This is a genomic window from Pseudomonadota bacterium, assembly GCA_016927275.1.
Lineage (GTDB): Bacteria > UBA10199 > UBA10199 > 2-02-FULL-44-16 > JAAZCA01 > JAFGMW01.
In genome coordinates this window covers 1-18,791 of record JAFGMW010000054.1, presented here as the reverse complement: position 1 = coordinate 18,791, position 18,791 = coordinate 1, and the positions used below count along the sequence as shown (strand labels likewise).

Here is an 18,791-nt window from a genome sequence, read left to right as displayed (position 1 = left end):
GCGCGATGAATGAAGACGTGACAAAGCTGGGTTTCAAGTGCGGGGTGGAGATCCACCAGCAGCTCCTCACCGACAAGAAGCTATTCTGCCGCTGCCCGGCGGGGCTGTACTCGAAGGAGCACCATGCAGAGGTCCTGCGCCACATGCGCCCCACGCTCTCGGAGATGGGGGTGTACGACGGGTGCGCGCTCATGGAGTTCAAGACCAAGAAGGAGATCGTCTACCTGCTCAACAAACAGTCGGTCTGCACCTACGAGATGGACGACACCCCTCCGTTCCCCATAAACAGCCAGGCGCTCGACATAGCCATCGAGTTGGCACTCCTGTGCGGCTGCTCGGTGGTCGACGAGTTCCACATAGCGCGGAAGCAGTACCTGGACGGATCGATCCCTACCGGATTCCAGCGCACCGGCATCGTGGGCATCAACGGCGGGATGCCGTTCGAGGGGAAGCGCATCGGCATCTCCCACTTCTCCATCGAGGAGGACTCGTGCCGCGAGGTGAAGGACGAGCGCCACTTCATCCACTTCCGCACCGACCGGCTCGGCATGCCGCTGATCGAGGTGGTTACGGAGGCGTGCTTTCGGTCTCCGGAGGAGGCGGCCCGCGGCGTGCGCCACATAGGCAGGCTCCTCCGCGCGACAGGCAAGGTCCGCCGGGGGATCGGCGCCACGCGCCAGGACGTGAACGTCTCGATCGAGGGCGGCTCCCGCGTCGAGATCAAGGGCGTGCCGAGGTACCAGCTGATGCCGGCGCTCACCCGCATCGAGGCGCTGCGCCAGAGGGCGCTCCTCGACATACGCGCGGAGCTGGCGCGCAGAAAGATCACCGCGGAGAATTTGAAGAGCTTCGAGCAGGACATCACCGACGAGTTCAGGGACACGCGATCGCCGACGCTCTCGTCGGCGATCGCGAAGGGCGACCGCGTCAGGGGCATACGCCTCGAGGGGGTCAGGGGGATACTCAACACGCCGACGCAGCCGGGCAGGATGTTCTCCTCGGAGCTCGCCGGCCGCGTGAGGGTCATCGCCTGTCTGGATGACATCCCGAACATCTACCACACCGACAACTACCCCGAGTATCCGCGCAACCACATCGACATGCGGGCGATCCGCCTGGCGATGAAGCTCGGCGCGGACGACGTCGGCGTGATCGTCTGGGGCCAGGCCAGCGACACGATCACGGCCACGCAGGAGATCCGCGACCGCATGAAGGAGGCGTGCATCGGGGTCCCGTGCGAGACGCGCCAGCACCTGCGCGAGGGGCTCACCGACTTCGAGCGCATCCTCCCGGGCGCCGACCGCATGTACCCCGACACCGACCACCCGCCGATCAGGATCGCGAAGGAACGCGTCGAGGCGATCCGCTCGCAGCTCCCCGAGCCCACCTACGCGGTCGAGGAGCGCTTCAGGAAGTACGGCCTGCCCGAGGACGCGATCAAGGGACTCGCCCTCTCCGGGCGCATAGGACTCGTCGACAGGCTGCACAGCGACAGGGCCGACATGAAGCTGGTCGCAAGGCTCGTGGGGCAGGCGGCCCGGAGCCTCGCCAGGCAGGGGATCGACACCTCGCGCATATCGGACGAAGCGCTGACAAGGCTCGTATCGGCATGCGGGCGGGGCAAGGTGAAGGCCAAGCACTACGAATCTCTCGTCAGGGATCTCGCCGCAGATCCGCAGGGCGTCGACTCAGTCATAAAAAAGATCGGCCACCTTGAGTGATGGCCGACCCCCTCTGCGCGCAATTGAAAAACCTCAGGCCCGCGACCTGCTGATCCCAAAGACCCTCGCCTCGACCGCCCTGAACGCAAAGACCGCCGCCACCGTGACCAAACCCTCGACGATCCCGGCCACGGCATGCGCCCGCACCATGGAGGGGAGCACGACGTTCAGCGGCGACGCCCCCGAGGCCCAGAGGACAATCGAGCATGCTGATGCCGCCGCGACCATCGAGACCCACGAACCTGCGAAGAGCCCAAGGGATGCGACCGCAATGCCTTCCTTGAGCGACGCGATCGACCTGTAAACAGCCCAACCCGCCCACGGCCCCACCACCCCCATGCTCAAGATGTTCGCTCCGAGCGAGACGAACCCGCCGTCGCCGAGCAGCGCCCACTGGAGAGCGAGCACCGCCGACATCATGACGGTCGCCGCATGCGGCCCTGCCAGCGCGGCGAGCAACATCCCGCCTATGACGTGAGCGCTTGTGCCGCCGGCCGGGAAATCGAAGATCTCGAGCTGTGCGACGAAGACGAACGCGGCGAGCGCCGCCGCCTTGGCCATGTTGCGCCATGTCAGGCGCGCCGCGACGCGCCTTGCGGACTGGACCGCCGCGACCGTCGCCAAGGCCCACGTCGCTCCCGCGACCGGCACCGAAAGAAATCCGTGCCCTGGAATATGCATGTGGCCCCCTTTTCGCTAAGCGCTCGCGGCCTTGAGCTTGACCCTGCCGCGGACGAGGTCCATGAAGCCGATCCCCCTGTTGTACATCCACTGCTGGGTCACGCTCATGACCGTGTTGACGAGGATATATACCACAAGCCCCACCGGCAAGAACAGCATGAACATCGTGAACATGATCGGCATGAACATCATCATCTTCTTCTGCGTCGGGTCGGCCGAGGCGCTGGGCGTGAGCTGCTGCTGCGCGAACATGAAGATGCCCAGCAGTATCGGGGTGATGAAATACGGGTCAGGCGCAGAGAGGTCGCGGTAGAACCAGAAGAACGGCGCGTGATAGAGCTCTATCGAGCTCCAGAGCACCTTGTAGAGCGCTATGTAGATCGGCAGCTGCAGGATCATCGGGAGGCATCCCCCCATGGGGTTCACCTTGTGCGCGCGGAAGAGCTGCATGGTCTCCGCGTTGAGCTTCTGCTTGTCGTCCTTGAACCTGGCCTGCAGCTCCTTGAGCCTCGGCTGGAGCTGCTGCATCGCCTTCATGGACTTGAGCGATTTCACGTTGATAGGGTGGAGCAGGAGCTTGACGCAGATCGTGAGCAGTATGATCGCCACGCCGTAGTTGCCGATGAGGCTGTGGAAGAACTTGAGAAGGTAGAGGATCGGCACCGCGATGACGGAAAACCACCCGTAGTCGATCGCCTTCTCGAGCCCGACGCCCATCGCCTTCAGGTCCTTTATGTCCTTGGGCCCCGAGTAGACCGAGAATGCCGCATTCGCCGTCTGCCCGGCGGGGAGCGGGATCGAGGGAAGCGTTGCCCCCGCCCACAGCTCCATCGTGCCGGCCTTTGCCCCCTCGACCTTGCCGGCGCCGTAGAACGCGGCCATCCCCTCGCCGCGCACCCTGGGCACAACGGCGCTTATGAAGTAGCGGCTCTCGAGCCCCGACCAATAGAGCGAGCCGGGCACCGACACCGTCTCCTCCGCGTTCTTCTCCCTGTGCACCTTTCCGTCGGAATAATATGCGGGCTGCTTGACGTCGGTCTGCGGCGGCTGCATGAACGACAGGAAGCCCCTCTTCTCCTGCGGCAGGTTCACCCCGCCCCATGAGAGCGACGGCCTTGCGGAGAACGGCCTGTCGGACTCGTTCTTTATCTCGACGTCGACGCCCGCCACGTAACTGCCCTGGTCGAGCGCGATCTTCTTGGTGATGGAGATCTCGCCCGGGCTGCGCCAGCGGAGGACCGCCTCCGCTTCGCTCTGGCTCACGACCTCGTAGCGCGGGCTCCCGGGTATCGCGAAGCCGGTGCCCTCGATCGACAGCGAGAGCGGGGCCCGCCTTTTGCCTTCGCTCGCGGCGAGATCGATGAGCGGGCTGTCCTTTTCCGTGCCCTGGTTGTAACCCTTGAGCCTCCAGGACGTGGCCGCGCCGCCGTCGTTTGTGATCTCAACCTCGACGAGGTCGTTTCTCAGCACGATCGTCGCCGGCGGGATCTTGGCCTGCGGGTCGAGCGCCCCCTTCGCCGCCTGCTCCGGGACCTTCGCCGCCTCAGGCTGCGCCTGTGGCTGGGCCTCCTCCTGCTGCACGGCCGCGGCCCCCTGCCCGGGGGTCTCGGCCTTCTTCGGCGGGCTTATCACCGTGTACCACAGCACGAAGAACGCAGCCGACAACGCCACCGCTATCAATGCCCTGTGCTCTGTCTTCATCTTCACCCCTTCTCGCCTGTAGGCAGATAATCGACCCCTCCCCCGTGCCACGGGCCGCACTTGAGAAGCCTCGCGGCGATCAGCGACGCGGCTTTGGGCAGGGGGAACCGCTCAATCGCCCCCCTCGCGTATTCGGAGCAGCTCGGGTGGAACCTGCAGCGCGCGCCGAGCGCCGCGGCGATCGGGGAGAGGGCTGCCCTGTAGAAATCGATCGTCTTTATGAGCGCGCGCTTCATTTTGAAAGCATGAGCAGCGCCCTTGCCAGCCGCTGCCTTATCTCCTCGTTCTTCATCTGTGCAACGCCCCGCCCCGGTATCACCACGCAGTCGCCGTCGGGGAACATCGCCCGGTTCAACCTGAAGAACTCCCTCACCACACGCTTTATCCGGTTCCGCTCGACCGCGTTGCCAACCGCCGCAGATACGGCGATCCCGAGCCTTACGGCCCCGCCTGAAAGAAAGGCAACCGCCATCGGCCCGGAACGGGCGGCGCGACCCCTTTTCTTGACTGCTGCGAAGTCCTCGGGGGCGAGCATCCTGGAGCTCTTTCTGAACCTGGGCATCCGGCCCCCGAAAAACGGTCAGCGCACCGAGACGCGGGTCCTTTTCTTGCTCCTGCGCCTGGAGATGATCTTGCGCCCCCCCTTGGTCTTCATCCTGTTGCGGAAGCCGTGCTTGTTCTTCCTCTTGCGCTTGCTTGGCTGAAAGGTCCTCTTCACCATGACACATCTCTCCTTGATCCGGCCCCATTGAGCGCCCGCGGCCCTTTGCCGTCATCGGCGCTGACTTGTCGCGTAAATACCGAGCGTTAGAGTTGTGGCATAGAGCCATTTTTGCCCCTCATAGTCAAGGGAAAGGAAAACCCCTTGCGAAGAGCTGAAGTCGGGATTAAAATATGAAAAATTTGTTCGATGTCGGCGCTCTTTTCCCTTGCAAAAGTTCGGTTGAATCGATAGTTGATACAAAATTTTCCGGGGGGAGATGAGAAAGAAGCGCTTGAAAATCAAGGCCTTAAAGGCCGACTCAAAATAGGGGATCCGCCCTGCGGGTCCCCTTTTCTTTTAAGGGGACGTTCTTTCTAAGCTGATGGTGCGCACCGATTTAAATCCGACCTTCCAGAGGCCGGTGACGGCGCAAACCCATGCGCCGGAGTCGGCGGGACACCTGCTTCCTGAAAAAAGTTATCCACAGATAGACCCGGTCCTCAACGAGGCGCGCTCGATGCTTGCCAGCCTCGCCGAGCCGGGCGTCTTTCAGATCAACGCGACCCTCAGGACGCGCGACTCCAGGCCGTTCGGCGCATTCCCGGACGACGGCCCAAAGCTGCCGGTGGGCCATGTCCTGGGCGTGCTCATCGATTCCGTCTCCTCCGCGCACGCGAGCCTCGCAGCAGGGCGTCGCGCCTCGTCCACCAAGGCCCTTGGGCAGGCGCTCGAGGCGCTCCACAGCCTGGGCAGGGACGCCGACCTGCTCGCGCCTCTCCACGCCTGGTTGCCCGAAGAGGCGAGCCAGGAGGCCCTCTCGAGGCTCAGCTTCTCCCTGGCCGAGCTCGCCACAGAGGAGCCGCAGCAGCGCAAGGTCCAGCATTACCTCGACCTCCTGATCGAAGAGCTCCCCGACCCGCTGGCCGGCGCCGCGACCACCCCGAGGCAGCGGCTGCTTCGGATGCTGGCCCACATCTACATGGGGCGCTCGCTCAACCGGTCGCGCACCGTGCAGGAGGCGATAAAGCAGTACGAGACCGCGCTCAGGATCAACGACCTGCATCAGCCGGGCATAGAGGGCGCCCGCTTCCGGGCATACGCGGAGCTCATAGAGCTCAGGTTCATGAGGACGGCGAAGCTTTTGTCCGAGGTGAAATTCTCGCGCGCCCTGGCGGAGGTAAAGGAGATCGTGCGGCTGCGCGGCGAGGTGGAGTCGAGGCTCCCTCTCGACAAGCCTGAATATCGCGACGCCATGATCGCCATGCGCCAGGAGATCGGCCGAAGGCTCTGGGGCCTCGGGCTCGTCTCCATGGCGTACGGAGAGCTGCGCGGGATACAGGAGGAGCACGCTAGCGCGCTCGGGAAAGAGACTCTGGAGGAGATCATCTCCGCCTCTCCCCTCTCTGAAAAGAGGAAGGCAAGGCTCGCGAGGCACTTCATCGACGAAAGCGGCTCCCTCAAACCGATCGACGAGCTCGGCGACCTTTCGCTGGGGACCCGCGCGTGGATCTGGCTCACGCACACGCTGAAGAACGCAAGGCGCCGCAAGCCGTTCAACACGTTCATGACCTGGGCCGGCGGGGCAGCGGGGGCGGCGGGGGCGGTGTATGCGGCCAGCTGCGGAGAGGCCTCCTTCCAGGACCTTCTCGCCGCGTCGGGGGCCGGCGCCGCAATCTTCGACGGCGCGACCAGGCTCTACAACGGCGCCGTGGCCAGCGAGACCGGCGAGGCTCGCGAGATAGGGCTGGACGACATCGGCCCGGCCGCCGCCATCTCCAACACGGCCGCCTTTGCAGGAAAGAGCCTGCTGCCGTATGTGATCTTCGGCGGCCAGCTCCCGGGGCTGGGCGCGATATCGGAGGCGCCCGTAATAGGCAGGATGATCGAGGCTGCCCCCGAATCCATGGTCGCCGCCGGTTCTCTCGAGGGGCTGGGGAGCATCGTGTCGGGCGCAATCTCGGCGCTCAGCTCGGAGGCCGGGGCCGCGGTCTCGGCGCTCGGGGCTTCGGGCGCCGCCGGCTACGCCTCGCACTTCAGCCAGACGACTCTCGGCTCGACGCTCGTCGCCGCGATCGACACGTACCGCGACGCCGTCTCCTCGGTCTTCGACGGCAGCCTCTTCGCGAGGGCGGGCAGGGCGGCCTCCGATCTGGCGGGCGCAAACGGCTGGCAGCAGGGGCTCGCCGCATATCAGGCCGCATCGCTCGGCTACTACGCCGCCAGCAGGTTCTCGCCCTCGTTCAGGCGATCGTTCAACACGATCGGGCCCGCGTTCGTCCCGGGCGGCCTTCTGCTGGCCGCCAACATCGGCGCAGCGCTCGGGGCGGACCCGGGGTACGTCACCGCAGGACCGGTGACCCTGCCGCTCAACCTGATCGGCACCGCGGCGGTCGGCGCGGGCTACCAGATCCTCGGGCAGACCCTCATCGGCAACAGGGGGTTCAAAGAGATCCAGTGGTACAACGTGCTCGGGGCGGCGGGGGTCATCAACCTCTATGTGGGTACCAGCACCAACTTCGCACCGCTACAGAAGAGCGAGAGCTTCAGCCAGATGGTGGCCGAGTCGGTCGGCCGCCAGATCGGGATGCTCCCCATAATAGCGACCCACGGCGCGGCCCTCATGGTCAACCCGCACCGCTTCCTGCAGAACAAGGCGGCCCGCCTCCTCGCATACGATCACGCGGGCAACCTCATCCGCATAGCCTCCGGCCATTGGGACGGGTTCCTCCCGGTGCTGGCCGGCGTCTCGGTGGGCTTTCTGGTCACCAATTCGCTGCTCGGCTGCACGTTCAACGACCTGGCCGGATCCAAACCCGCCGCCCAGAGCTTCCGCTCCATGCTCGCCAACGCCGGTGGCGAGGCGAGCCCCGGGGTGATGAGGGCCATGGCGCGCTCGCTCAGGCGCGTGCCCCCCGCGGCGGCGGTCACCAAGATGAGCCTGGACACGCTGACGCTGCCCACCAGGGTCTTCGTGAACTCCCTCAGGGGCAAGAGGCTCGCCCCCTACATGTTGCCCGAGGAGAACACCTACGCCATGATGCACGACGCGGTCATGGCCGACCCAAAGGAGGACGGGCTCACCGACCTGCAGATGAAGACGCTGCTGGACGCAACCGGGAAGTTCCTCGCGAGGCCGGAGGACGCCGATGTGGCGCGCGGGCTCATGGTCACGCTCTCCGCCGCAAAGGGCGGCCCGCACGCGGAGAAGATCGCGCGCTTCTTCGAGCAGAACCGCGACGTGCATGCGAGGCTGAGGGTCGACCGCAGGCCGATAGAGCTCCCGGCCGAACGCGCCGCGAAAAAGGAGGCGCTCTACGCCCTGCTGAAACACCCGTACAGGGTCTGCCCGGGAGCCATGGCCCCGGCGCGGCAGTTTGGCCTCGGGCCGAAGTTCGCGCAGGGTTTCGCCGCCAACGCCCCGCTGCTCTCGGGCGCGGCCATGCCGTTCATAAGCTCCATGCTGAAATAGCGGGGAGGATCCCTTCAGTCCGATTCGAGCGCCGGCTCCTTCGCAATCGCCGGCGCCTCTTCAACCTGCGGCCTTCTCTCCCTCATCTCGTTCCAGAGCAGGACAAGCGAGACCGCGCAGAGCAGCGTGAGCGCCAGCGCGTGGGAGGGGACCCAGAGCACCCACTTGCCTATGGCGAAGAGCATCGAATAGAGCGCCACCGCCGAGATGGCCCAGCACCTGACGTTCTTGAAGAAATCGTCGGGGCAATGCCTCTCGGCGGGGTCGTCGATGTTGGCCAGCACCGGTTTCCAGAACAGCGGATATGGCCTCACCCTCCTGTAGAACTCGGTGAGCTTCTCCATCGAGACCGGGCTGGTGAGGAAGGTCACGGTCACCCAGCTGGCGGTAGTGACCGCCAGTATCACGACCAGGCTGTGCGCGAAGTCCAGGTCGGTGAATATCTTGAGCAGTATGGTGGTCGCGCCGGAGGCGGTCATGGCGGCGATCTCGGACCACGCGTTGACCCGCCACCACAGCCAGCGGGCCACGTACACCACCCCGAGGCCGGCGGTGAGGTCGACTATGAACTGCCACATCCCGCTGACCGAGCTGGCCTTCAGGCTCACGAAATAGCCGATGCAGAGCAGGCCCGCCTCGCAGAACTTGGCCGCTATCACATAGTGCCGCTCGCCCTTCTCCCTCGCGAAGAACCGCTTGTAGAAGTCGTTGACCACGTAGGAGGAGCCCCAGTTCACGAGCGTGTCTATCGTCGACATGAACGCCGCGAAGAAGGCGGTCACCATGAGGCCCCTGAGCCCTATCGGGAGAACGGTCTTCATCATCATCGGGAAGCCCGCCTCCTTGTCCGCGAGGTCCGGGAACACCACGAACGAGGCGAGCGCTATTATCACCCACGGCCAGGGCCGAAGCGCTATGTTGGCGAAGGTGAACCAGAGGCTGGCGAGCGTGGCGTGTTTTTCGTTTTTCGACGCCATGAGCCGCTGGGCCACGTACGCGCCACCCTCGACCCTGGCGTCCGCCCACCAGAGGATCCCGAAATAGACCACTACTGTGAAGAGCGGCATCCACGCCGAATCTACCGAAGGGAATATCGCCATCATATCCATGGCGCCCTTCTCGCCGAACCGCGCCATGAGCCCCGAGTGCAACGCGTCCATGCCGCCGATGTGCTTCACCGAGAGGACCGCCAGGGCGATGCAGCCCAGCATGGCGATGAGGAACGCGAAGAAGTCGAGCACCACCACCCCCCAGAAGCCGGACATCGTGCTGTAGATGAGAACGATGAGCAGGCTTATGAGAAGCGCCGTCTCCTTGTTGACGTCGAAGATCGTGTCCAGCACCTTTGCCATGGCAAGTAGCACCCAGCCGAGCTTGATGGCGTTGAGCAGAAGGCCACGGTACAGCGCCGCGAACCCGCGCAGAGCGGCGGCCGACCTCCCCGAGTAGCGGAGCTCGAGATACTCGACGTCGGTGAGCACGCGCGAGCGGTGCCACCATCGCGCGAAGAAGAACGTCACCGTGAGCGTCGAGAGGCCGGTGATCCACCAGAACCAGTTCCCGGCGATGCCGTTTTTTGCGATGAGGCCGGTCACGGCCAGGGGGGTGTCTGCCGAGAACGTGGTGGCGACCATGGATGTGCCGACCAGCCACCAGGGGAAGCTTCGATTCGAGAGGAAGTAGTTGGAAAGGCCCTTGCCGGCGCGCCTCCTCAAGAAGAGGCCGATCCCGACTGCGAGGACCATGTAGCCGACCACTATCGACCAATCCAGCGGATGCAGCCCCATTCATCTCTCCCGGGCAGAAGGCCCGTCAGCCTCTATCCCAGCGGACATCAACCTGGCAAGCGAAAAATCCCCGCTTCCCCTTTGGCGACCGGGCTGTGGATAACTACCCTTAAGATTAAATCAAGGGTTGGCCCCTAATGCCTGATTTAAACAAATTTTTCTTCGCTCCCTAAACGTCAAGTCGTTTCCTTTTTTTCAGCGAAAAAAATTTATTTAAAAAAATAAGCACAAAATCGCCTTGTCTCTTGGCCGGTTGTCGAAACAGCCGCTGCAAAATTTTTTTCCCCTTGCAAACGGTCCACCCGCTCCACTAGACGTGCGCGAGTGACGATCGATTGCTCCCACCGCGCTGCGCTCAAGATTCATGTCCGCAGCCTGTCGACAGGGCCGATCATCGACTTTGGGTTCGTCGGAGAGACTCGCATCTGCGTCGGTTCTGTTTCCGAAGAGGGCATCTTTTACTGAAGGTTTTAAACCCAGGGGTTATCCACAGATGTGGATAACATTGTGAATTTGTCTCCTTATGAACAACGTCCTCGAACAGCTGAAAGATAGAATGCGCAGCAAGATCAGCGACTTGAACTATAACACATGGTTCAAGCCGATCCTGGGGTCAAGCCTCAATGAGGGCTCTTTTGTCCTCAAGGTGCCCAACAAGTTCGTGGCCGACTGGATAAGCGATTATTACAGCGACCTGATCGCACAGGAGCTCTTTCAGATCACAGACAAGAACCTGAGGGTCTGCTTCGACGTGGAGGAGACTGAGGGGCCGGCCCATCTGGAGGACGCGTGTGCCGAGGGGGCACCTGAGAAGGAGGCCGAGGCGCCGCTGATACGCTCGGTCGAGAACCTGAACGGCAAATACTCCTTCGACCGGTTCGTGGTAGGCAGCTGCAACCAGTTCGCCCATGCCGCATGCAAGGCAGCGGCCGACCTCCCCGGCGGCCATTACAACCCCCTGTTCATCTTCGGCGGGGTGGGGCTGGGCAAGACTCACCTGTTGCACGCAATCGGCCTCCAGGTCGCCAGCAGCCAGTCAAACCTCAATATAATATACGTCAGCGCAGAGAAGTTCATGAACGAACTGATAAACTGCCTGCGATACCAGAGGATGCATGATTTCAGGAAGAAATACCGCGACAGCTGCGATGTCCTGCTCATAGACGACATTCAGTTCCTGGGCGGCAAGGAACGAACCCAGGAGGAGTTCTTTCACACCTTCAACGCGCTCCATGAGGCCCAGAGGCAGATCGTCATAACGGGCGACAAGCTCCCCAAGGACATCCAGGGCATCGAGGAGAGGCTCAGCTCCCGCTTCGAGTGGGGACTCATCGCCGACATCAAGCCGCCAGACCTCGAGACGAGGATCGCAATCCTCAAGAAAAAGGCGGAGATCTCGAACCTCAAGTGCCCGGACAGCGTGGCCATGTTCCTGGCCAGCTCAATAAAGAGCAACGTCAGGGAGTTGGAGGGGTCCCTGCTGCGAATCAACGCCTTCGCCTCTCTCACCGGCGCCTCCATGAGCGTGGAGCTGGCTCAGGAGGTCATGGGGAGCATGCTCTGCAACAGGGAGCGGACCTGCTCCATAGAGTCGATTCAGAAGACCGTGGCCGGCTTTTACAACCTCAACGTCTCCGACCTGAAATCGCCGCGCAGGATGAGGGTTTTGGCGTTTCCCAGGCAGATCGCCATGTACCTGTGCAAGAAGCACGTGGGCTCGTCCTTCCCCGAGATAGGCGGGAAGTTTGGAGGCAAGGACCACACCACCGTCATGCACGCCTGCCGCAAGATCGAGAAGCTCATGAAGACCGACACGCGCATCCAGGGCGAGATCGCCATTCTGGAAAAGAACATCCTCCATTGATCTTCAGGCTTTTCAACCGGCCCTGTACATATCTTTGTGGACAGTCCCAATTTGTCTGTTGACAGCTCGCGTTCGGCTGGAATAGTCCTCTCTCTGCTGTGTGTCTTGACGGGTTTTCCCGGTAGACACAACATGAGCTGTCTCTTGTATGATCCTGTTTCCCGCGGTGTTTTGGGTTTTATGAACATATCCACACGCTCTATTACTACTGCTGTTTTTCTATATATAATACTTTTTTAAAAACAGAGAGGTGTCGCCATGGAGATCAAAATCGCACGCACGGAGATCATGAGGGGCCTCGGCCTGGTCCAGAGCGTCGTGGAGAGGAAGAGCACCATGCCGATCCTCACCAACGTGCTCCTCGAGGCAGCGGGCAAAAACCTGTCTGTGACTGCGACGGACCTGGAAGTCGGCATGAACTGCGCTTATGCGGCGGACGTCGTTGAGAACGGCAGGGTCACCGTCCACGCGAAGAGCCTGTACGACATAGTCAAGGAGCTCCCGGACGAGGCGGTTCACTTTAAGCTGAAGAGCGGAAACAGGGTGGAGATCAAGTGCGGGAAGAGCAGCTTCAAAATAGTGGGGCAGGCGCCGGACGAGTTCCCGGCCCTCCCGAAGAGGGGGTCGGGCCAGACTCAGAAGGTGGAGGCGAAGCTCATATGCGACATGATAGACAAGACGTCGTTTGCCATGTCGAGCGACGAGACCAGATATAATCTAAACGGCGTTTATACCGATTTCTCGGGCGGGGAGAACGGCAAGACCATCCAGATGGTCGCCACAGACGGGCACAGGCTCTCGGTTGTCAGGCGCGAGGTCGACGCCAAATGGAACATGCCGAAAGGAGGCATACTGCCCAGAAAGGGCGTGATGGAGCTCAAAAGGCTCATGGAGGCCGGGGATTCGCCGGCAGAGCTCTGGGCCGACGCCAAACACCTCATCGCCTACAGGGACAACACGACCCTCGTGATCAGGCTCATAGACGGCCAGTTCCCGCCGTACGAACAGGTGATCCCGAAAAAGAGCAAGAGGGTGGTGTCGGCGAACCGCCAGGAGTTGATACACGCGCTCAAGCGCGTCTCGGTCCTGTCGACAGACCGCTCCCGCGGCGTCAGGTTCACGATCTCATCGGGGTCCCTTGACATCTCCGCTTCGAACCCGGACCTCGGCGAGGCAAGGGAGGAGCTCTCCGTCCAGTACAAAGGGGACGCATTCGACATCGGCTTCAACGCGCGCTACTTCATAGACGCGCTGAACGTGATCGAGGACGAACAGGCGGCGCTGCAGCTCGGGGACGAGACATCGCCGTGTCTCGTCATGAGCGAGTTCGATCGCGGGTTCACGCACGTGATCATGCCGATGAGGCTGTGACGCTTTCTACCCGCGATGCGCATCGAATCCTTATCGCTCGACGGCTTCAGGAACATAGCGGAGCTGCGCCTCGATCCTGGCCCCGGGGTCAACCTGCTCGTCGGGAGGAACGCCCAGGGCAAGACCAATATCGTTGAGGCCATCGGCCTCCTTTCCACGGGCACATCCTTTCGGACCTCTGAATTCCGCGACATGATAGGCTGGGACGCCACCAGGGCCGACGTCTCCGCGCGCGTGGCCGGGGCCAGGGGCGAGGACCGGATAAGGGTGTCCATGGAGCAGGGCAGGAAGGGGTTTGAGCGAAACGGGAAGAGGGCGCTCGCCAGGGGGCCGGCGGCGCTCAGGTGCGTGCTCTTTGCGCCTGAGGAGATAATGCTGCTTCGGAGCTCGCCGGCCGCAAGGCGCAGATATCTCGACTCGTTCATCTCGCAGCTCGCAGGGACCCACAGGTCTCACGTGTCCAGATACGAGAAGATAGTGAGGCAGAGAAACCGGATCCTCACGGACGTGGAGATGCCAAGGCCCGAGAGGGAGAGGGAGCTTGTGCCGTGGGACGAACAGCTCGCCGAAGCGGGCGCCAGGATCGTGGAAATGAGGGCGAGGTGGGTCGAGCTCCTCAACCGCAGGCTGCCGCGCCTGTACGGGGCGATGGCGCCCGGAGACGGCCGGGCCACGCTCCTCTATGCGCCGCAATGCGGTGAAGGTCTCCTCGAGGGTGGCGCACCCGCCGTGCGCGCAGGCCTTGCGCGTCAGATCGAGGCGAGGAGGGATGACGAGTTTGCAAGGTGCACGACGCTGGTCGGCCCGCACAGGGACGACCTGGAGGCGAGGATAGGAAGCGCCGGGGTGAAGAGCTTCGGCTCCCAGGGCCAGCATCGCAGCTTCGTGCTGGCGCTCAAGCTCTCGGAGATGGAGATGCTCAGGGAGGAGGCGGGCGACGAGCCGATCCTCCTGCTCGACGACGTTGCAAGCGAGCTGGACCGCGACCGCAACCGCCTCTTCTTCGATTCAATCGCCGCAAACAGCGGCCAGGCCTTCGTCACCGCCACGTCGGAGGGGGATTTGAAATTCGCCTCCCGCGGCAGGGCCCGGGTCTTCGTGGTGAGTTCCGGCGAGGTCGTCGCCCGGAAATAGCCGCAAAATCGGCGTTTGCGACCCGCAATCTCGCCTCATACCGCTTTACTTCGGCCCGGCCATATGCTATCCATCGTCCTGCCCTGGTTGTTGAAAAAGCCTTCCAAATCAACGGCCTGTATGCCCAACCGACCATACAGCAGGACAGCGGACAGGGCCCGAGGAACACCCATGGAGAGACAGCGCGTGACCGACGAAAAGACCAGGACAAAAGCGCAGGCTGGAAAGGCTACGGCGGCCGGCTCGGCCGGGAAACCGCCGGGGGGGTCCGGCGCACCGGCGCCAGCCGTCAAGACAGGCCATTCCTACGATGCGTCCAAGATCAAGGTTCTCGAGGGGCTCGACGCGGTGCGCCGCCGCCCGGCGATGTACATCGGGTCCACGAACGTCCACGGCCTTCATCAGCTCGTCTACGAGGCGGTCGACAACTCGGTGGACGAGTCGCTCGCCGGGTTCTGCACGGACGTCGACGTCGTGATCCACATCGACGGCTCCGTATCGGTGGAGGACAACGGGCGCGGCATCCCGGTCGACATGCACGAGACCGAGAAGGTCTCCGCGGCCGAGGTCGTCATGACCAAGCTGCACGCGGGGGGCAAATTCGACCACTCCGCGTACAAGGTCTCGGGCGGCCTGCACGGCGTGGGCATCTCCTGCGTCAACGCCCTCTCCGAATGGCTCAAGCTGGAGATCAGGCGCGAAGGCAAGCTCTACTATCAGAGCTACAGGAGGGGGAAGCCGGACGCCCCCCTGGAAGTCAAGGGCAAGAGCGAGAGGACCGGCACCAAGGTCCACTGGAAGGCGGACGCGGAGATATTCGAGACCACCGACGTGAACTTCGACACGCTCTCGCAGAGGCTGAGGGAGATCGCCTTTCTTAACAAGGGGCTGAAGATCTCGATAACCGACGAGCGCGAGAAGGACAAGCAGCACATCTTCCAGTACGAGGGCGGCATACGGAGCTTCGTCGAGCACCTCAACAAGGCCAAGGACGCGGTGCACGGCAAGGTGATACATTTCGAGGCCGAGAAGGACAACGTGGTGGTCGATGTGGCCATGCAGTGGAACACCGGATACAAGGAGCAGATATTCTCCTTCGCCAACAACATAAACACCCGCGACGGAGGCACGCACCTCTCGGGCCTGAAATCCGCGCTCACCAGGACCATCAACCAGTACGCCTCCAAGAACGATCTTCTCAAGAAGCTGAACAAGCCGCCGGACGGGGAGGACATCCGCGAGGGGCTGTGCGCGGTCATCTCGGTCAAGCTTCCCAACCCGCAGTTCGAGGGGCAGACCAAGGGCAAGCTCGGCAACTCTGAGATCGAGGGGATTGTGAAGCAGGTCGTCTACGAGAAGCTGGGCGAGTTCCTCGAGATGAACGGCACGGTCGCCCGCAAGATCGTGGACAAGGCGGTGGTGGCCGCCAGCGCCCGCGAGGCCGCGCGCCAGGCCCGCAACCTGGTCCGCCGCAAGAGCGCGATGGAGGCCGGCACCCTGCCGGGCAAACTCGCCGACTGCCAGGAGCGCGACCCGGCGGTCTCGGAGCTCTACATCGTGGAGGGCGACAGCGCAGGGGGCTCGGCGAAACAGGGTCGCGACCGCAGGTTTCAGGCGATACTGCCGCTCAAGGGAAAGATCCTCAACGTCGAGAAGGCCCGCTTCGACAAGATGCTCTCGTCGGAAGAGATCCGCACCATCATCACCGCGCTGGGCACAGGCGTCGGCGAGGGCGACTTCGACCTCTCCAGGCTTCGGTACCACCGCATCATCCTCCTGGCCGACGCGGACGTCGACGGCGCGCACATACGCACCCTGCTGCTCACCTTCTTCTACAGACAGATGCCCGAGATAATCGAGAACGGCTACCTCTACATAGGGCAGCCGCCGCTCTACAGGGTGAAGAAGGGCAAGTCGGAGAAGTACCTCAAGGACGACGGCGCCCTGGAGGGGTTCCTCATCGACCTGGGCGTCGAGGGGATCACCGTCAGGCCGAAAGGCACCGACAAGGCCTACTCCGGCAAGGCGCTGGCGAAGATCACCCGCCAGCTGATCCGCTACTCCGACATCCTGGACATACTCAAGACCCGCAGGGACCCGAGGATCATAGACGCGGTGGTGGAGACCGGGGCGCTCAACCACACGGTGCTCTCGGGCCCGCAGAAGAAGATAGACTCGGCGCTGGACGAGATGGCGGCGTATCTCAACAGGCGCTACCCCGAGCTGTCCGACTTCAAAATAGACCAGGGCGACGACCCGAAGGACGAGGCGAAGAGGGTGATATACAACACGGTGTGGGACGGGTTCCCGAGGGAGACCGCGATCGACATCGAGTTCCTTCACTCGCCCGAGTTCAAGGAGCTCAAGTCCCTTTACGAGGAGTTCTCAAAGCTCGGGAAGGCGCCCTACACCGTGGGCCACGACGGCGAATCCACCGAGCTTTCGAGCCTGCAGAAGGTGAAGGAGTACATACTGACCGAGGGCAAGAGGGGCTTCGACATCCAGCGCTACAAAGGCCTCGGCGAGATGAACCCGAGCCAGCTCTGGGAGACGACCCTCGACCCGGAGCGGCGCACCCTGCTGCAGGTGCGCATAGACGACGCGGTCGAGGCGGACAGCATCTTCTCGGTGCTCATGGGCGACCAGGTCGAGCCCAGGCGCGAGTTCATCGAGAAGAACGCGCTCTACGTGAGGAACCTGGATATATAAATTCCGGGGCCTACGCGATCTTCAAGGTCTTCAAAAACTCCTGGAACGGCCTGTAGTAGTCCTGGAACTTCTCGTCCGGGAAGCTCGCGGTCATGTTGACGGCGAGCTTGTCCTTGAGGAGCGTCACCTGGATCTGCTTTACGATCTGCCCCTCCTTTATGTTCGGGGCGGGGCGGTCCGGCTGCTGCTGGCGGAGCATCTCGGCCATGGCGGAGACGTCCCAGCTGCAGACCATCATCTTGCCGCGGACCCCGGAGATCGCTATGTCCTTCTCGTCGGAGATCTTGAGGTCCTTGATGCCCCGCTTGACGATGGAGTCCCTGATGCGGCCGAAATAGGTTGCGAGGTCGATCTCGCCGGGCAGGTACTCCTTGGTCAGGATGACATTCGGCTTGACGTTGGGGTCTTCCGAGGGCAACGTGAGCGTGAGCATGCCCTGGACGTTCCAGTCCTGCGGCAGCTCAGCGGCCAGCTCGGCCAGCTCTACTCTTGGCATAGTGCCTCCTTTTTCAGCGCTATGGGATAGCATTTGGGGGTCATGGGTCAAGGATATTCAGAGGGAGAGACCGGTGGAAGGAAGCAGCCATAAAGTGAGCAGCAACGAGGCGGGCCAGAGGCTGGACCTGTGGCTTCAGTCCAGGCTCGCCGGCGTCTCGCGCAAGCAGGTCAAGGCGCTGCTGGACGCGGGCAGGGTCGTCATCAACGGCCGCCGCGTGGTGATCGCGGGCTGGGAGCTCTGCGCGGGCGACGAGGTGGATGTGAGGGCCCTGAGGGAGCGGCCGGGAGAGGCGATGGCGCAGGGCCCCGAAGCGCAGCCCGAAAGGGCGAGGCGCCCGGAGATGAGGCCCCAGGCAAAGTCGCGCGCCGCAGGCGTCTCGGCCTCCATAGACCGCCACTTCGCCAGGAGAAAGGCCAGGAAAAAGGGCAGGGAGCACCGTCCGAAGAAGGAGCCGGTCAGCGTCAAGGTCTATCATCAGGACCGAGACCTGATCGTAGTGGAGAAGCCGGGCGGCCTGCTCTCCGTGCCGAACGACAAGGCGGACGCCAGGGAGAGCATGATAGATCGCGTGCGCTCGTTTCTCAGGCGCAAGTACCGCGACGGCAAGGCCTCGTTCGTCTCGCCGCTGCACAGGCTCGATGCCGAGACCAGCGGGGTCATGGTCTTCGCGCTCTCGAGGGACGGCCAGAGGCTAACCGGCCAGTTCAAGGAGCACTCGATACAGCGGACCTACCTCGCGATAGTGGAGGGCAGGATCGAGAGGGAGAACGGCGTGATCGACCGGCCGCTGGAGAAGGGAGAGTTCGGCGAGGGCAAGAAGGCGCGCGAGGCGGAGGGCCCCGGCGGCAGGAGGGCGGTCACCGAATACAGGGTCAAGGAGCGCTACAAGGACGCCACGCTCGTCGAGTTGAGCGTGCGCACCGGCCGCACCCACCAGATCAGGGTGCACCTGGCGGCCGAGGGTTTCCCGGTCCTCGGCGACGCCCTCTACGCGAAGGAGCTCGCCGAGAAGCGGCCGGAGCTCATGGACGAGGTCGACCGCACCCTCGGCTTCCGCAGGCACGCCCTGCACGCAGCGTACCTCGGCTTCAAGCACCCGTCCGGCGGGCGAAAGATGACTTTCCGCTCCCCCATGCCGGACGACATGAAGGC

General features: G+C 63.1%; 14 protein-coding genes. 7 read left to right on the top strand and 7 right to left on the bottom strand.

What is annotated here, in order from left to right:
• A partial coding sequence (gene gatE, locus JXA24_03415; GenBank protein MBN1282804.1) for a Glu-tRNA(Gln) amidotransferase subunit GatE occupies positions 1–1,721 on the top strand: 1,721 nt, incomplete at its 5' end.
• A 33-nt stretch (positions 1,722–1,754) separates the two neighbouring features.
• Here gatE and JXA24_03410 read toward each other — a convergent pair.
• Genes JXA24_03410 through rpmH form a run of 5 tightly spaced genes read right to left on the bottom strand, consistent with a single transcriptional unit; the run spans position 1,755 to position 4,821 of the window.
• On the bottom strand, positions 1,755–2,402 hold the full coding sequence (locus tag JXA24_03410; GenBank protein ID MBN1282803.1) for an energy-coupling factor ABC transporter permease: 648 nt from the start codon (positions 2,400–2,402) through the stop codon (positions 1,755–1,757).
• A 15-nt stretch (positions 2,403–2,417) separates the two neighbouring features.
• Positions 2,418–4,103, bottom strand: a complete 1,686-nt coding sequence (yidC, locus tag JXA24_03405) for a membrane protein insertase YidC (protein MBN1282802.1) — start codon at positions 4,101–4,103, stop codon at positions 2,418–2,420.
• Between the two features lie 2 nt (positions 4,104–4,105).
• Positions 4,106–4,339, bottom strand: a complete 234-nt coding sequence (gene yidD, locus JXA24_03400) for a membrane protein insertion efficiency factor YidD (protein ID MBN1282801.1) — start codon at positions 4,337–4,339, stop codon at positions 4,106–4,108.
• Positions 4,336–4,665 (bottom strand): ribonuclease P protein component, encoded by a 330-nt coding sequence (gene rnpA, locus JXA24_03395; protein ID MBN1282800.1) that lies wholly within the window; start codon positions 4,663–4,665, stop codon positions 4,336–4,338. The genes yidD and rnpA overlap by 4 nt, the downstream gene beginning before the upstream one ends.
• A gap of 18 nt (positions 4,666–4,683) precedes the next feature.
• Positions 4,684–4,821, bottom strand: coding sequence for a 50S ribosomal protein L34 (gene rpmH, locus JXA24_03390; GenBank protein MBN1282799.1), 138 nt, complete (start codon positions 4,819–4,821; stop codon positions 4,684–4,686).
• 367 nt (positions 4,822–5,188) lie between these two features.
• Between rpmH and JXA24_03385 the strand changes: the two genes are divergently transcribed.
• On the top strand, positions 5,189–8,275 hold the full coding sequence (locus JXA24_03385; GenBank protein ID MBN1282798.1) for a hypothetical protein: 3,087 nt from the start codon (positions 5,189–5,191) through the stop codon (positions 8,273–8,275).
• Between the two features lie 14 nt (positions 8,276–8,289).
• Here JXA24_03385 and JXA24_03380 read toward each other — a convergent pair whose 3' ends face one another.
• On the bottom strand, positions 8,290–10,062 hold the full coding sequence (locus JXA24_03380) for a Na+:solute symporter (protein ID MBN1282797.1): 1,773 nt from the start codon (positions 10,060–10,062) through the stop codon (positions 8,290–8,292).
• Between the two features lie 523 nt (positions 10,063–10,585).
• Here JXA24_03380 and dnaA point away from each other — a divergent pair.
• The 4 genes from dnaA (at position 10,586) to gyrB (ending at position 17,140) form a co-directional block, all read left to right on the top strand.
• The gene (dnaA, locus tag JXA24_03375) at positions 10,586–11,926 is read left to right on the top strand and encodes a chromosomal replication initiator protein DnaA (protein ID MBN1282796.1); all 1,341 of its coding nucleotides are present in this window, start codon (positions 10,586–10,588) and stop codon (positions 11,924–11,926) included.
• Between the two features lie 258 nt (positions 11,927–12,184).
• On the top strand, positions 12,185–13,297 hold the full coding sequence (gene dnaN / locus JXA24_03370; protein ID MBN1282795.1) for a DNA polymerase III subunit beta: 1,113 nt from the start codon (positions 12,185–12,187) through the stop codon (positions 13,295–13,297).
• Between the two features lie 15 nt (positions 13,298–13,312).
• On the top strand, positions 13,313–14,431 hold the full coding sequence (locus tag JXA24_03365) for a DNA replication/repair protein RecF (GenBank protein MBN1282794.1): 1,119 nt from the start codon (positions 13,313–13,315) through the stop codon (positions 14,429–14,431).
• A gap of 171 nt (positions 14,432–14,602) precedes the next feature.
• Complete coding sequence (gene gyrB, locus JXA24_03360; protein MBN1282793.1) at positions 14,603–17,140, top strand: DNA topoisomerase (ATP-hydrolyzing) subunit B; 2,538 nt, start codon at positions 14,603–14,605, stop codon at positions 17,138–17,140.
• 10 nt (positions 17,141–17,150) lie between these two features.
• On the opposite strand, the gene JXA24_03355 is transcribed toward gyrB, so the two are convergent.
• Positions 17,151–17,636, bottom strand: coding sequence for a hypothetical protein (locus tag JXA24_03355; GenBank protein ID MBN1282792.1), 486 nt, complete (start codon positions 17,634–17,636; stop codon positions 17,151–17,153).
• Positions 17,637–17,730: 94 nt separating this feature from the next.
• Here JXA24_03355 and JXA24_03350 point away from each other — a divergent pair.
• Positions 17,731–18,791: RluA family pseudouridine synthase (locus tag JXA24_03350; protein ID MBN1282791.1), on the top strand; the 1,061-nt coding region annotated here is incomplete at its 3' end.